At 46.5% G+C, this 13,929-nt stretch carries 13 protein-coding genes; 3 read left to right on the forward strand and 10 right to left on the reverse strand.

Annotated features, from left to right (window positions below; translation table 11 throughout):
* Positions 1-33: 33 nt before the first annotated feature.
* The 6 genes from H6F66_RS09975 to H6F66_RS10000 form a co-directional block, all read right to left on the reverse strand.
* On the reverse strand, positions 34-807 hold the full coding sequence (locus H6F66_RS09975) for a BMC domain-containing protein (protein ID WP_347269359.1): 774 nt from the start codon (positions 805-807) through the stop codon (positions 34-36).
* Positions 808-911: 104 nt separating this feature from the next.
* On the reverse strand, positions 912-1,589 hold the full coding sequence (locus H6F66_RS09980) for a hypothetical protein (RefSeq protein ID WP_190420707.1): 678 nt from the start codon (positions 1,587-1,589) through the stop codon (positions 912-914).
* A gap of 314 nt (positions 1,590-1,903) precedes the next feature.
* Entirely contained in the window at positions 1,904-3,565 is a 1,662-nt protein-coding gene (locus H6F66_RS09985) for a ribulose bisphosphate carboxylase small subunit (protein ID WP_190420708.1), read from the reverse strand.
* Positions 3,566-3,601: 36 nt separating this feature from the next.
* Positions 3,602-3,904, reverse strand: a complete 303-nt coding sequence (locus H6F66_RS09990; protein ID WP_190420709.1) for a EutN/CcmL family microcompartment protein — start codon at positions 3,902-3,904, stop codon at positions 3,602-3,604.
* 151 nt (positions 3,905-4,055) lie between these two features.
* Positions 4,056-4,397 (reverse strand): BMC domain-containing protein, encoded by a 342-nt coding sequence (locus H6F66_RS09995; RefSeq protein WP_015202599.1) that lies wholly within the window; start codon positions 4,395-4,397, stop codon positions 4,056-4,058.
* A gap of 96 nt (positions 4,398-4,493) precedes the next feature.
* A complete protein-coding gene (locus H6F66_RS10000) occupies positions 4,494-4,802 on the reverse strand; it encodes a carbon dioxide-concentrating mechanism protein CcmK (protein ID WP_190420710.1) in 309 nt (102 codons plus the stop codon).
* 751 nt (positions 4,803-5,553) lie between these two features.
* On the opposite strand from H6F66_RS10000, the gene H6F66_RS10005 reads away from it, so the two are divergent.
* The 3 genes from H6F66_RS10005 (at position 5,554) to H6F66_RS10015 (ending at position 10,233) form a co-directional block, all read left to right on the forward strand.
* The gene (locus H6F66_RS10005; RefSeq protein WP_190420711.1) at positions 5,554-7,413 is read left to right on the forward strand and encodes an NAD(P)H-quinone oxidoreductase subunit F; all 1,860 of its coding nucleotides are present in this window, start codon (positions 5,554-5,556) and stop codon (positions 7,411-7,413) included.
* A gap of 84 nt (positions 7,414-7,497) precedes the next feature.
* The gene (locus tag H6F66_RS10010) at positions 7,498-8,985 is read left to right on the forward strand and encodes an NADH-quinone oxidoreductase subunit M (protein WP_190420712.1); all 1,488 of its coding nucleotides are present in this window, start codon (positions 7,498-7,500) and stop codon (positions 8,983-8,985) included.
* 117 nt (positions 8,986-9,102) lie between these two features.
* Positions 9,103-10,233: a CO2 hydration protein gene (locus H6F66_RS10015; RefSeq protein ID WP_190420713.1), complete on the forward strand. Its 1,131-nt coding sequence runs from the start codon at positions 9,103-9,105 to the stop codon at positions 10,231-10,233.
* Between the two features lie 205 nt (positions 10,234-10,438).
* Here the strand turns inward: H6F66_RS10015 and H6F66_RS10020 are convergent, their stop codons facing one another.
* The 4 genes from H6F66_RS10020 to H6F66_RS10035 all read right to left on the reverse strand — a co-directional run bounded on the left by H6F66_RS10020 (position 10,439) and on the right by H6F66_RS10035 (position 13,528).
* Positions 10,439-10,912 carry a GNAT family N-acetyltransferase gene (locus H6F66_RS10020; protein ID WP_190420715.1) on the reverse strand — a complete coding sequence of 158 codons (474 nt, stop codon included), beginning with the start codon at positions 10,910-10,912 and terminating at the stop codon, positions 10,439-10,441.
* A gap of 289 nt (positions 10,913-11,201) precedes the next feature.
* Complete coding sequence (locus H6F66_RS10025) at positions 11,202-11,996, reverse strand: ferritin-like domain-containing protein (protein ID WP_242019051.1); 795 nt, start codon at positions 11,994-11,996, stop codon at positions 11,202-11,204.
* Positions 11,997-12,017: 21 nt separating this feature from the next.
* On the reverse strand, positions 12,018-12,728 hold the full coding sequence (locus tag H6F66_RS10030) for a ferritin-like domain-containing protein (RefSeq protein ID WP_190420717.1): 711 nt from the start codon (positions 12,726-12,728) through the stop codon (positions 12,018-12,020).
* Between the two features lie 107 nt (positions 12,729-12,835).
* Positions 12,836-13,528 (reverse strand): PEP-CTERM sorting domain-containing protein, encoded by a 693-nt coding sequence (locus H6F66_RS10035; protein WP_190420719.1) that lies wholly within the window; start codon positions 13,526-13,528, stop codon positions 12,836-12,838.
* Positions 13,529-13,929: the final 401 nt, after the last annotated feature.

Raw genomic sequence — 13,929 nt, forward strand, 5'->3', positions numbered from 1 at the left:
GCTGTTAGCTGTAGATGCGCGAGCCCATATACATCATTCTTCCACACGGAGGGGTGGTAACTTAGCTAAATCTGGCAATTCTAACTCTACCAACTCTTTTTCCGTTTCCTTAACGTTAACAGGCACCATCAGAGGTTCAGGTTTCTCCTCAACCCAGCAAGTCGCCACTGGCAGGATTTGCTCTAGATCATCCAAAAGTCTTGGAATCACCATCAGCGAGTTGAATTCCCCAATCCTCTCGGCTTCTCTCATCCCAGCCTCAACAGCTACAGCCACATCTGCCACCCTTCCTCGGATAATCGCAGTACACAGACCATCGCCAATAGTTTCGTAAGAGGATAGATACACCTCAGCTGCCTTGAGCATCGCATCGCAGGCACCCACCATCGCCGGAAACCCCCGCGTTTCCAACAAACCAACCGCTTGATTGCTCAGGCGACTGTAACTGTCGCCGTCGCTTAGTTCGGACAAGCGCCTGCCAATAGGAAATATTACTTCCAAATTGGGCATGGGACGCGCCATTACCGAAGAGGAGACTAATTGACCAAACTGTTCGGCAGTCTGTGCGCCTGCTTCTACAGCTAAACGGACATCTGAGATCCTGCCTCGGACAATAGCGGTACAGTAACCACTGCCAATTTTTTCAAACCCGATGAGTGTCACCCCGGCTGACTTCAGCATCATATCAGCTGTGCCAACGATAGCGGGGAAACTGCGAGTCGAAACCATGCCGAGAGCAGTGTCTTTGAAGTTTTTTGGTTGAGTTGTCCGTTCAAAACGAACAAGCCCTGGTTTTTGTACCTCCACCTATAACCTCCGTGAGAAAATACTGGCCGCCTAACTTAAGTATGCCCACACTAAGAGATTAGTTGATGGTTGTTAATACTAATACTTCCCAAAAGTCGAAACTATCATTCACTGTGATTGTCTTCGGGAGGAGGGTTGGCGGATTTATGATGAGGAAACAAAGTCAAGAGCAGTCGGTTCAGGTTTGCTTGTCCATAGACGGGAACGCCAACAGGGGGAGGCTTAGGCACTGGCTCCTCTTGGGTATCTTCGCCACTTGGAGTCGGGGGAGTGGTAGCGATCGCTAACTCCTCTTGGGTGTCTTCGCCGCTTGGAGTCGGGTCGCTGGTGGCTATCCCTTGTCCGTTTAGGGATTCTGGGGGGAAGTCCTTGCTTTCTGGCTGGTTTGCCGCATCTTCGCTTTTTCTTGCTTCTGGGGTGTCAGCAATTTGCCGCCCCTTGACTCCTAGCAGAGATCCTGGCGGCACTACTTGACAAGATTCCACAGATGCGTTAAAAACTGTCGTCGCGGCACCGATGCAGGCATTCGCCCCAATCTTACCCGTACCGACTAGCAGAACACCAGCGCCCAGAATAACTCCTGCCTCGACTTCTAGGTTGCCTTTGTGGGCATGAATAATGGTTCCCATGCCGATGCAGACACCAGCAGCGATAATAATTTTACAGTCTGGATCTGCTTGAATAATTACCCCTGGTGCGATCGCGGCACTTTCATCAATACTCACATCCCCTTGCACATAAACCTGAGAATTGCTAAACGGCGGTAGTAGGGGCAAGTGCATGGAACTAGGAGCTAAATAGTTATAAGTTAGGCGTTAAGAGTTAAGAGCTATGAGTTGCTAACTTCCAACTTCTGTGAATAGGTTATCACTCACGAGTTACTAACTCTTAACTACTAGCTTCTGTGAGCAAGTTAGTAGTTAAGCATTCCTAACTCGTAACTTTTAACTTTTTACTAAAAGTTATGAGTTATTAGTTGAGCGCTGCTAACTTCCAACTTCTGTAAGTTATGAGTAACAAGTTATTAACTCGTTACTCATAACTCCTGTGAGTGAGTTATGAGTTAATCATTCCTAACTCCTTACTCTTATATCTCCTAACGTCCAGCTTTACCATTCGGCTGTTGAATCAGCGTCTCTTGGACGCGGCGCTTGGCTTTGGTATCAATACCAAATAAGCGCACGTACTCGTCGCTGTGGCTGTTCATACAAGCTTCCAGCGCATCAATTACTTCTCCTTGTCTGGTTGATTCAATCGGAGAACAAGTATGCCAGGAACTGGTGCGGAAGCGACGCTCATCGGCGTGTTCTGTGCCAATCTTATAGCCTTGAGCTAACAGATTTCGCACTTGATCCACCACTTCGCTGCTCAATAGAGAGCTGTTAACCACTTGCGGAGTGCTGTTTGAGCTACTCCTAGCAGCAGCCGGGGCGCTCTTAGCTGCGACTTGTACCTTGCCTTCAGGACGTTGGATAATTTGCTCTAGTACCCGACGCTTAGCTTTCGGGTCGATGCCTATTAACCGGACATATTCGCCACTATATTCTTCGAGCGCTGCTTGTAGGGCTGCGATCGCTTGGCTTTGATTTTTGGCATCAATTGTCGAACCACTTTGCCAGGAACTGGTGCGGAAGCGACGCTCATCGGCGTGTTCTATGCCAATTTTTAAGCCTTGGGCTAACAAGTTTCTAACTTGTTCACTTAGGTCTGAGTTATTGGAAGCACTCGCAGTTTGTGCAGTGGCTTTACTACCATTGCTAGAGTGAGTTTTCGCCGTTGTTGTCTTAGCTGCGACTTGTACCTTGCCGTCAGGACGTTGGATAATTTGCTCTAGTACCCGACGCTTAGCTTTCGGGTCGATGCCTATTAACCGGACATATTCGCCACTATATTCTTCGAGCGCTGCTTCTAGGGCTGCGATCGCTTGCGCCGCGTTATTTGTTTCAATTGTCGAACCACTTTGCCAGGAACTGGTGCGGAAGCGGCGCTCATCGGCGTGTTCCGTCCCAATTTTTAAACCTTGGGCTAACAAATTTCTAACTTGCTCGGAAATATCTATGCTTACTGAATTCATACTTGATACCTGACTTGATACTTGAGTAGTGGGACGGCGATCGCCATTAGATGTAATCATCTCATCTCGGACAGATGTAACGCAGTTTGCATCCGCAGCACACAAGTACCCAGCCCGCAGAGCCTCATTAATTCCTACAACATGGCGGCTAAACTCCGTATCGCCCTCTTGCACATCCGGCAAACGGTCTGCTTGCTGCTGAGAAGTAATCACCGACCCAGAAGCTACATACTTCCCTGGAGGAATTTCCACATCTTGAATCAGGGAGTGCATCATCACAATGCAACCGTGGCCCACCCTGGCATTAAATACTGTCGAGCGAAAGCCAATAAAGCAATCATCTCCCACATAGGCTGGTCCATGAATTAAAGCCATGTGGGTCAAAGAAGCATTCTTCCCAACCCACACCGAGTATTCCTCCTGGTCATCCCCAACGACCCGGCCTTGTTCCAAACCATGAATCACTACACCATCTTGGATGTTCGTGCTTTCGCCAATATGAAACGGTGAGCCTTCATCAGCCCGGATCGAAGTCCCCGGAGCAATCAACACATTCGCCTCAATCCGCACATCTCCGATGATGTTGGAAAAAGAATGTACATAAGCGGTTGCATCAATCTTTGGTTCCGCCAAACTTTTTGACCACGGGGTCGGGGGAGCCGCATACCTGCGGACAACCGGCATAACTAGATCCCTCACTAACTCAACAAAGTAGACCGACTAACGATACTGTTCCTTCTTGCTGTATAGGAGGCGATTTTCCACATTCACAGTGTCAATAATCGCCACTACCATCGCATCGATAGGACGCTTTTCACTTCCTTCCATCTGCCGAGCCGCACTACCACGACTAATCAGAACCCACTCATCCAGACCCGCACCTACTTGATCGCCTGCTACCTCGTATTTCGGCAGTAGCTGTCCCTCTTCATCAATGAACTGCACCAGAAGTAACTTGACACCTCTGAGTGTAGGCTCTTTGTGAGTGCTGACGACCGTGCCGCGAACCTTAGCAATTTGCATCTTCGGTGATTGTGTGTTGACTATCCATTATTTGTTGTCCGTTGTCCATTAGCGTTTTAACGTTTGAAGGTTGGAAAGTTATAGAAACTTACCTCTAGTCAACGTTCCAACTTTCCAACTTTCCAACTCTTAAAGGACAACTGACCTAATCTTACGGTCTATTGTAAGGGCGAATGCCGCTGACACTTTCGCGGAACTGTTCCACAGCTTCGGTGTAACGAATGGGCAGCACGTACTCCAGGTTTTCGTGAGGACGAGCAATGATGTGAGTGGACAAAACTTGACCGCCGTTCACCCGCTTTACAGACTCAACTCCCGCCGATACAGAGGCTTGCACCTCAGAAACGTCTCCACGAACAATTACGGTGACGCGACCACTGCCGATTTTTTCATAGCCTACCAGCGTCACACGAGCAGCTTTCACCATTGCATCAGCGGCTTCCACAACTGCGGGAAACCCTAGCGTTTCAATCATTCCTACTGCAATTGCCATTGATTCTTCCTTCCCTTATAGATAAATAAACAAACTTTTTGGACTTGAAAAACCGATTTATCGGCATCTGACTGCCCAACAATCGCCTTTAAACTTTTAAAGACGGAACTGTTCGACTGCTTCGGTGTAACGAATGGGCAGCACATACTCCAGGTTCTCGTGAGGACGAGCAATGATGTGGGTGGACAAAACTTCACCGCCATTCACCCGTTTTGCTGCGTCAACTCCAGCTGATACAGAAGCCTGCACCTCGGAAACATCGCCTCGGACAATGACTGTCACCCTAGCGCTGCCGATTTTTTCATATCCCACCAGTGTCACGCGAGCGGCTTTCACCATTGCGTCGGCGGCTTCCACAACTGCCGGAAAACCTTTTGTCTCAATCATTCCAACCGCAATTGGCATTACTTCCCTCCTACAAAATCAGTTGAATTACCCGGTCCAAATTTGCCTTGTCAAGAAAATTTGGACGGAGATGCCCATTTTTTCACTTCAAGAACTATTTTTTACCCTTGCATCAATAAGCATAGGGAAGTGAGGCTCCCTTGACAATATAAATTAGTATGATATTTTCAGATTAAAAGGTTTAAAAAAACTTAACAATAGACTAAATGAGGGATCTGCTTAGTAGAAGTTAATCAGTTTCTGGAATGCTTAGTTATGTTTTATAATTTCTTCATAACTTTTATATAGACTACAATAATACCACCTATAACCCGCCCCGATTGGATAAGAGCGACCAAATTTAAAAGCTTGACAGGGAGCGCTCGTTGTGAGCCGCCCAGCGCAGCCACTCCGCGAGAGCGATCGCACGATCCGCCTGCCAAACCTAGAAGCTGATAACCTGCCAAATTCAAGCTATAAGTTTTTTAAATAAAGCTTATAAACTTAGGTTTGATAGGCATGGATGCTGAAATTTTTACAATCTCTAAGGAGATATTGTTATGAGATTTGGAGTTGTTTAGTGTTAACGTACAACCAATTAAAGGCAACAGGGATAAAAAAATAATCTAGCAAAGATTAATTTTGAGAGGTGCAAAATTCTAAAACCTCGCTAAAGGTTCATAGTTCATGGTGCATGACAATGTTTGTGCTGCACAATAAACTATGAACAATTTTAAGTAAATTGATGTTGAAATAGCAAAGGCCTTTTTCTATGACAGAGTTTCTCACCCAGACAAGTTGGTGGGTGCCTTTTTATAGCTTACTTGGTGCCGTTTTGACCTTACCCTGGTCTACAGGCATGATCCGCCGCACAGGCCCCAGACCAGCTGCTTACTTTAATGTGTTGATGACTTTCTTGGCGTTTCTTCATGGCACAATTGTCTTTAGATCCACCTGGAACCAAGAGCCGATAAAGTTAGTTTTCCACTGGCTGCAAGTTGTAGATTTAGACCTGACATTTTCCGTAGATATCTCAGCCGTGAGTGTTGGGGCAATGGAATTGGTGACTGGTTTAAGCCTTTTAGCGCAACTGTTCGCTCTGGGATATATGGAGAAAGATTGGGCATTGGCTCGCTTCTTTGCCCTGATGGGATTTTTTGAAGGAGCGATGAGTGGCTTGGCGATTAGCGATTCATTATTGCTCAGCTATTGCCTTTTAGAAGTTCTCACCCTTTCGACATATTTACTGGTGGGGTTCTGGTATGCACAACCCTTGGTAATAACGGCAGCAAGAGATGCCTTTTTAACTAAGCGGGTAGGAGACATCTTGCTGCTGATGGGAGTGGTGGCGCTAGCGACTTTATCGGGAACCCTGGATTTTCCCGATTTGTATGAGTGGGCAGAAACTGCCACCTTGTCACCACTGACGGCAACTTTGTTAGGTTTGGCTTTGATTGCTGGCCCTACGGGAAAATGCGCCCAATTTCCGCTGCACCTTTGGCTGGATGAAGCGATGGAAGGGCCCAACCCAGCTTCCATCTTGCGGAACTCTGTGGTGGTAGCTTGCGGCGCATATGTGCTGATTAAACTCCAGCCTGTGTTAATTCTTTCGCCTGTGGCTTCAAGCGCGTTGGTAGTAATTGGGACGGTAACAGCGATAGGTGCTTGTTTGGTAGCGATCGCTCAAATTGACATTAAACGCGCCTTGTCCCATTCCACCAGCGCTTACTTGGGTATAGTATTTATCGCTGTCGGAACGCAATGGACGGGTTTCGCTCTAATGTTGTTGTTTGCTCACGCGATCGCCAAAGCTCTCTTATTCATGAGCATTGGCTGCGTGATTTTGACAACTAACACCCAAAACCTTACAGAAATGGGCGGTCTTTGGTCGCGGATGCCAGCTACCACCACCGCCTTTGTCGTCGGTAGCGCTGGATTAATTGGACTACTCCCACTGGGCGGATTTTGGGCATTGCGCCTGGGAATGGATGACTTTTGGACACACCAACCCTGGCTGGTGACAGTATTGCTGATAGTTAACGGCTTGACAGCATTAAATTTAACCCGCGTTTTTCGTCTGATTTTCTTGGGTGAACCCCAAGCGAAGGCGAAAAGAGCGCCAGAAGTAGCTTGGACTATGGCTGTGCCAATGGTGAGTTTGACAGTGTTAACTCTCCTAGTACCATTGATGATGCAAAGCTTGTCACTGTTGCCTGATTGGGAGTACCTGAACAAACCAGCCCTATTGCTAGTGATGATATCTGGCTTAATCGGTTGTAGCTTCGGGGCAGTTATTTATTTGCCGAGAAATTGGTCTAGATCAATTCGGGTTCCCTTCCGATTTCTCCAAGATTTGTTCGCCTACGACTTTTACATTGACCGACTTTACCGCCTGAGTGTAGTTTTTGCTGTAGATCGGCTTTCCCGGTTAAATGCTTGGATTGACCGCTACGTGGTAGATGGACTGGTTAACCTCGTTGGTGTTGTTACCATTTTCAGCGGGCAAAGCTTGAAATACAACGTTTCCGGTCAGTCCCAGTTTTATTTACTAACTATCCTCCTGGGTTTAAGCGGTTTGACAATTCTGATGCTCTGGCCAATTTTAACTTTGTTAAGCGCTGAAATTTTTTAATTTGCCATACAAGAGTTAGAAATTAGGAATTAATAACTTCTAACTCTTAAGTTTCTCCCCAGTCCCTAGTCCCTAATCCCTATCATGCTTAGTGCTTTAATTTGGCTGCCTGTGTTAGGCGCTCTCATCGTTGGGTTTTGGCCCCAGCTCACCGCCCAAGTTGCCCGTCGAGTGTCGTTGGTGGTTATGGGTGGCGTTTTAATTTGGTCTATTTTACTGGTGAGCCAGTTTCACCCAGAGGATGGACTCCTACAGTTTTCTGAGTTCATTCTTTGGATTGATACATTAGGTTTGACCTATCATCTTGGTGTGGATGGTTTATCTTTGCCTTTACTGGTTTTAAATAGTCTTTTAACACTAATTGCCCTCTACAGCACTGATGATTCTATCAATAGACCACGGTTTTATTACTCTTTGATTTTGCTTTTAAATGCCGGAGTTTCAGGGGCATTTTTGGCGCAGGATTTGCTGCTGTTTTTCCTGTTTTATGAGGTGGAACTGATTCCGCTGTATCTGTTGATTGCTATTTGGGGAGGAGAAAAGCGAAGCTACGCAGCAACAAAATTTCTGATCTATACCGCAGTTTCGGGAATTTTACTCCTCGCATCTTTCTTTGGGCTGGTTTTGCTCAGCGGGGGAACTACTTTTGAGTTTGAAAAATTGTATGCCTTGTCCTTACCTTTAGGCACACAACTACTACTGCTGTCTGGAATTTTGATAGGCTTTGGTATTAAGATACCCTTAGTGCCATTCCATACCTGGTTGCCAGATGCCCACGTAGAAGCATCAACCCCGGTTTCAGTGCTATTAGCGGGAGTGCTGTTGAAGTTGGGAACATATGGTTTGCTACGTTTTGGCTTAGGGTTGTTCCCCCAGGCGTGGGCGTATCTGGCTCCCTGGCTGGCGACTTGGGCGGCGGTGAGCGTACTGTATGGTGCCTTCACAGCGATCGCGCAAACAGATATGAAAAAAATGGTTGCCTATAGCTCAATCGCTCATATGGGCTACATTCTTTTAGCAGCAGCAGCAGCAACTCCCGTAAGCATTTTGGCAGCTGTCTTCCAAATGATCAGCCACGGTTTAATTTCCGCACTGCTGTTTCTCCTGGTCGGTGTCGTTTACAAAAAAACTGGCACCCGCGATTTAGATGCCCTCAAAGGTTTACTCAACCCAGAACGCGGCTTGCCCCTGATTGGTAGTCTAATGGTGTTGGGGGTGATGGCTAGCTCTGGTATTCCGGGTATGGTGGGCTTTATTTCCGAATTTTTGGTATTTCGGGGCAGTTTTCCAGTATTTCCCGTTCAAACCCTGTTGTGCATGGTGGGTACAGGTTTAACAGCAGTGTACTTCTTGCTGCTGGTTAATCGCGCCTTCTTCGGACGACTTTCCGAACGAGTGATGAATTTGCCACCAGTAGAGTGGAGCGATCGCTATCCGTCTATATTTTTAGCTATCCTGATCGTCATTCTGGGAATCTCTCCCAACTGGGTAGCGCGTTGGAGTGAAACCACCACAACAGCAATGATTACACGACCAGCCATCGCGCAAATTTCTTCTGTTAATAGTCATTAGTCACTTGCTATCTTGTTAATGGCTAATTGTTAACTGTAATAAAGAAAATAGGAATTAGCCATACACAAGATAGCTAATGACTAATGACTAATGACTAATGACTAAGGAGTACCAGCAATGATCGGCACTACATTAAAATTTTCAAATCACCCTCTGGCAGAGTACATTAACCGACTAATGAATGGGGGTGCCTTACTATCCGACACGCCAGAAAATGTGATGGAAGTTGTAGGGATTCTCAAAAGTTATGGAATAGTTTTAGATGCTTATTCTAAGAATCTCATCTACATCGCTGAACATCAATTTTTAGTGCTTTTTCCCTTCTTTAAATACTTCAATGGCGACATTTCTCTAAAAAAATTGCTGCGCCATTGGTGGCACGACCGGATTAATTATGAGTACGCTGAATACTGCATGAGGGGAATGCTATGGCACGGTGGCGGCGGTTTAGATACATACCTAGATTCTCCAGAATTTAAAGCACGAATAGAGCCAGCAATCCAAGCAGCAATTAAAAACAACTTCCTCATCCAAGGACTCAATAGCCTATTTCCAGAATTCTTGCCAGAACAGGTGCGAACCTTAGCTTATTACAGTGGGCTGGGGCAATTCTGGCGGGTGATGAGCGATATGTTTATCGAGTTATCTGACAGATACGATGGCGGAGAAATTAAATCAATTCCCGACGTGGTAGAACATATCCGCGCCGAATTAGTTGCAGCTGCTAACTTGCCGATTACATATGCCGTGCCAATTAAAGGACAGGTGTATGAAATAATTCCCAAAGAAGTCGGTTTAACTTTTCTAGCAGATACAGCACTACCCTACGTAGAAGCGATTTTCTTCCGGGGAACGCCTTTTCAAGGTACAGTTTCTTTTAACGCTCAGGCACAGCAAATTTCCCCAGATCAAAGTAGATTTGATTATGGCGCTTTGTATGCCGATCCGTTACCGATTGGCGGTGCTGGAATTCCACCAACTTTGCTGATGCAAGATATGCGGCACTTCTTGCCAGACTATATGCATGATATCTACCGCCGCAGCCGTCGAGGAGAAGATGATTTGCGAGTACAAATTTGCATCAGTTTTCAAAAGTCAATGTTCTGCGTAACAACCGCTGCCATCTTGGGATTGGCACCCTACCCTATCGATAGCACTGATAAAGATCAGCAGCAAGCAAATCGGGCTTATTTGGCAAATTGGATGGATCGATTCCTGAACTCTCGCTTGACTGATGTTAATAGCTAGGGCATCGGTATAGTATTCAAAATTGGGGCTAAAAACCCCGGTTTCTTTCCTCGTTCCCACTCTCTGACTGGGAATGCTATTGATGAGGCTCTGCCTCAAAATATGCCTGGGATTTCTTGACTATTGAAGGAGGCAAATCCTTCGTTTAATTGTTCCGAGTCTCTGAGTGGAAGGATAATTTTAAATTTTAAGAGCTTATTAGCTTTTAGAGCATTTTCTCCATGAATACAGTGCAGAAACCATCGTTGTATCGCTCGATAAAATAAAAGCCGAGTCGCTTGTAGAGCTTCAGGGCTTGTGCTTGTTTTTCTTTATCAGTTGTATCAAGTCTGACTTTCTTGTAACCTGTTTTCCGGGCAAAATGTAAGAGCATCTGGGCCATTTTCATCCCCAAACCTCGTCCTCGGTAATCTTTGAAAAACCACATCCTCTTCAGTTCGCAGATGTCGTCATTCAAACGCCGGATAGCTCCGCTTCCCACAACCCTACTATCATCGATAAGCACTAAGAACGTGCCGTTATTGTCGAAGTAGTGCGATCGCATATCATCTATGTCAGACATGGCATCGTAACGGGCGATCTCTTCTTCAGGAAGCTGCCAAATTTCACAGGCAACCTCAACAATTACCCGCTTAACTTCTTCAACTTGGTGTGATTGTATCGGTTTGATTTCTATCATCTGTTTCTCGTTAGCTGGTTACAGACTAAACTTTAACAAGACTTACGCAGTTAATTAGTGAATGCCTGATTCTGTCGTAGGGGTAATGCCATGCCCCTACAGCGTGTTGACGTGTGTAAGCCCTATTTAATCTACTCCAGCTAAATATCGAGTTTTAGCCTGGGGTTTCGCTGGCGCTCAAAAGCCACCCCCGCGCGCGGGGGTGGCTTCTCAACCTACGTAAAGAGTAATTTTTGAGCGGGAAGAAAGTAACCGAATATTGGGGATGGTGATCGTTAAACTTAGGTTTTTACGGACGCAGAATTGGAGCTACCAGCGCCAATACTTCATCACTTGTGGCGAAGCCATCAAAGGCTTCACCACTAAACGGAATTGGGAAACCAGTCCGATTTTCGTTGTAAATCACCTCATTTTGATTTCTAATCCAAGGTCGGATGTCGGCATTGAGCAGAGTTTGCCGCAGGTATCGGAAGCCCGCAGCGTGCCGCGCCTCTACAGTGTGAATTTCTAAGGCTCCGGCTAACACAGTTTTGCCAGCTTCTCCAGCTGCCAGCAAGTTCTGTACTTGGCCTTTATAAGCTGCTACTCCCAAATCTTCAACGTATTGTCCTGCGAGTAAAAAATCTGCAAGATTAGTAAATGGATTGCGACCTAAGATGGCATTGTAATTGGGGTTGGCTGGAATAGTAATCGCATCTGGGTTGCCTCCCAAAGCTGTCAATACAGCTGACAAGTCAACAACGTGTTGAGCCTCATCTTGTCCATAGGATGCGATCGCATTCTTGGCTGGTTGGGGAGCGTTCGCCAAACCCCCGTTCTGGGTTGAAGCGATCGCTTTGACGTAAAAATCAGCTTCCAGCTTTTCTAGGGTTAGGGCATATTCCACCACTTGCCGGGGTGTCAGCACTGCGCCTTGAGCATAGGCAGGTGCGGCTGGAGCGATCAACACTGATAGAAATATTAAAGAAACCAGCACTACAGCTTGTACAGCGGTGGCGATGGGGCGTATGAGTCGGAGGTTAAAGCTCTTTGAGTGCATATTTTCTGTCGCCTGCTGTGCTGTTAGGGTTGAAAAGATTTTCATTGTCAAATACCTCTATACATCTCAAGCGACGAGCGCCCCGTTGATGGGGTTGTTTAGAAGCTGGAAAGAGCTGACAATAGCCACAATTTGTTTAGGCGTGTACAACTCATCGTATGCCCGTCCCTTAAAGGGGTTGAGTTCAGGTACTAAGTTAGGGTCTTTGATTATGCGATCGCTATCGCTTTCTGTAGCAGGGCGACCCACCAACCCACGTACCCCCGCTGCGTGACGAGCTTCAACACTCACAATCGAACCAGCCGCCAGCAGGTAAGTAGGATTTTTTAAGCTTGTTCCCGCGCCATTGTAGGCGTGTACGCCCACGTCCTCTAATGTCAAAGCTGTATTCAAAATCGTGGTGCGGTCGGTCAGTACGCCAGCCAACCCAGCTTGGTTGAAGTTGAGGTCTCTGGTGTTGAATGTGGCATCCGAGCCAAGTACGCTACGCAAAAATTTTACGTGTTCGCCTTCGTGAATACCCAAGGCTCTCATGTAATCGAGTTCTCTGGGATTGGTAATTTTGCCAGACTTAACAACGGATAGATAAAATGCTGCTTCTAGTTCCTCTAGCAATAAAGCAAAGTTGAGGATACCAATGTCATCAGCATTAAATGTCAGGGTTTTTGTGGTGCGACTAGGCTGTGCTGTTAATGCTTTTGGGATGGTCGTCAAAGCTAGTGCGCCAAAACCGCAAAGGCCCATTTTTAACAGTTTGCGCCGCGAGGAAAATGTCATAAGATTGCTCCTAATAGAGGTGCGCTCAATTGCCTGCAAATAATTCCGAGGTCAGCGTTTTTGCGTAGGCATTGAGTGAAGGGAAATTTAATCGCAGGGGATGAGAGTTAACTAGGTAAGTTGTTTTTCTGGTTTTTTAGCCGTGATGCACCCAAAGCACCCAGCGCCAATATCCCTAACGCAGAGGAGGGTTCAGGGATGCTCGTATTTCCTGCCGTTTGAACTCCGGTTAGGGCAATTGTGTAGCTACCACCACTGCTCAAGATCGCACCGTCAAACTCCTTCAAAGGTGAATCACCACCAAAACCAGTCGCCCCAACAACTGCATCGAAGGCAACATCAGGAAAATCAGGAAAATCAGGGAAAATTTCACCCTTGTTACTGACAGGATCGTAGTCAAAACCAGAGATTCCCAAGTAATAAATGCCGGATTTGGTTGGGGTGAACGGATTGTTCATTGGCAGCGTGGATTGCCCCATACTCCCAGTTGATTCATCGTTAGAATAGACTCCGAAGCCATCTTTATCGAATAGGAACAACTGCGTATCAAAATCAGCCCCACCGACTGTTGTCGCCGAGAATGTCTGACCGCCAGTTAAGAAGATTTGGAATAGGTCAGCATCTCCAGAAAGCATCCCAGAGATTGACTGTAGGGGCATTGGCATTGTTGAGAGGATCTGGGCTGTACTGAGAGTCTCACCTGCGTCGTCGCTTTCGGTGAACGTGGCAGCCTGTGCAGGAAGAGATGATAGCCCTGCAACTATTACCGATATTGCTGTTATCTGCGCCAGTTTTTTCATTGGGAGTTTTATATCTCGATCTACATGGGACTAGACTCAATACTGTTCGGTTAAGGATTGATCCCTCCTAACAGGGCTGAAGAAGGGAGGCTTTTATGCCCCCTTCTTCAGCCCTGTTAGGGGTATCTCCCCTGGACTGAACATCACTATCCGAACGAACCGTATGGGAACTGGGCTGAGTAACCCGTGCGCGATGCTGTGGAATTTACTCAACCGACCTACTTGTTATTACGGAGTCAGTGGCATTTTGGATTGCAACTGACCGCAAAATTACTGAAATAAATCTGAAATAAATTTACGACTGTGTTGGCAGACATCCAATTAGCGCTTTCGGTCGTATAAAAGAAAAAGGAAAATTCTCTCTTGTGAGGGATGCAGCAGAACAAGTGCTGACTTTGACT

Origin of the sequence: Trichocoleus sp. FACHB-6 (genome assembly GCF_014695815.1) — a bacterium.
In the GTDB taxonomy this organism is placed as follows: domain Bacteria; phylum Cyanobacteriota; class Cyanobacteriia; order Cyanobacteriales; family FACHB-T130; genus Funiculus; species Funiculus sociatus.

What these genes read in the sequence shown, in the direction of transcription:
- H6F66_RS09980 (WP_190420707.1), bottom strand. Translation starts at nt 1,589, where the DNA reads ATGCACTTGCCCCTACTACCGCCGTTTAGCAATTCTCAGGTTTATGTG.
- H6F66_RS09985 (WP_190420708.1), bottom strand. Translation starts at nt 3,565, where the DNA reads ATGCCGGTTGTCCGCAGGTATGCGGCTCCCCCGACCCCGTGGTCAAAA.
- H6F66_RS09990 (WP_190420709.1), bottom strand. Translation starts at nt 3,904, where the DNA reads ATGCAAATTGCTAAGGTTCGCGGCACGGTCGTCAGCACTCACAAAGAG.
- H6F66_RS09995 (WP_015202599.1), bottom strand. Translation starts at nt 4,397, where the DNA reads ATGGCAATTGCAGTAGGAATGATTGAAACGCTAGGGTTTCCCGCAGTT.
- H6F66_RS10000 (WP_190420710.1), bottom strand. Translation starts at nt 4,802, where the DNA reads ATGCCAATTGCGGTTGGAATGATTGAGACAAAAGGTTTTCCGGCAGTT.
- H6F66_RS10005 (WP_190420711.1), top strand. Translation starts at nt 5,554, where the DNA reads ATGACAGAGTTTCTCACCCAGACAAGTTGGTGGGTGCCTTTTTATAGC.
- H6F66_RS10010 (WP_190420712.1), top strand. Translation starts at nt 7,498, where the DNA reads ATGCTTAGTGCTTTAATTTGGCTGCCTGTGTTAGGCGCTCTCATCGTT.
- H6F66_RS10015 (WP_190420713.1), top strand. Translation starts at nt 9,103, where the DNA reads ATGATCGGCACTACATTAAAATTTTCAAATCACCCTCTGGCAGAGTAC.
- H6F66_RS10020 (WP_190420715.1), bottom strand. Translation starts at nt 10,912, where the DNA reads ATGATAGAAATCAAACCGATACAATCACACCAAGTTGAAGAAGTTAAG.
- H6F66_RS10025 (WP_242019051.1), bottom strand. Translation starts at nt 11,996, where the DNA reads ATGAAAATCTTTTCAACCCTAACAGCACAGCAGGCGACAGAAAATATG.
- H6F66_RS10030 (WP_190420717.1), bottom strand. Translation starts at nt 12,728, where the DNA reads ATGACATTTTCCTCGCGGCGCAAACTGTTAAAAATGGGCCTTTGCGGT.
- H6F66_RS10035 (WP_190420719.1), bottom strand. Translation starts at nt 13,528, where the DNA reads ATGAAAAAACTGGCGCAGATAACAGCAATATCGGTAATAGTTGCAGGG.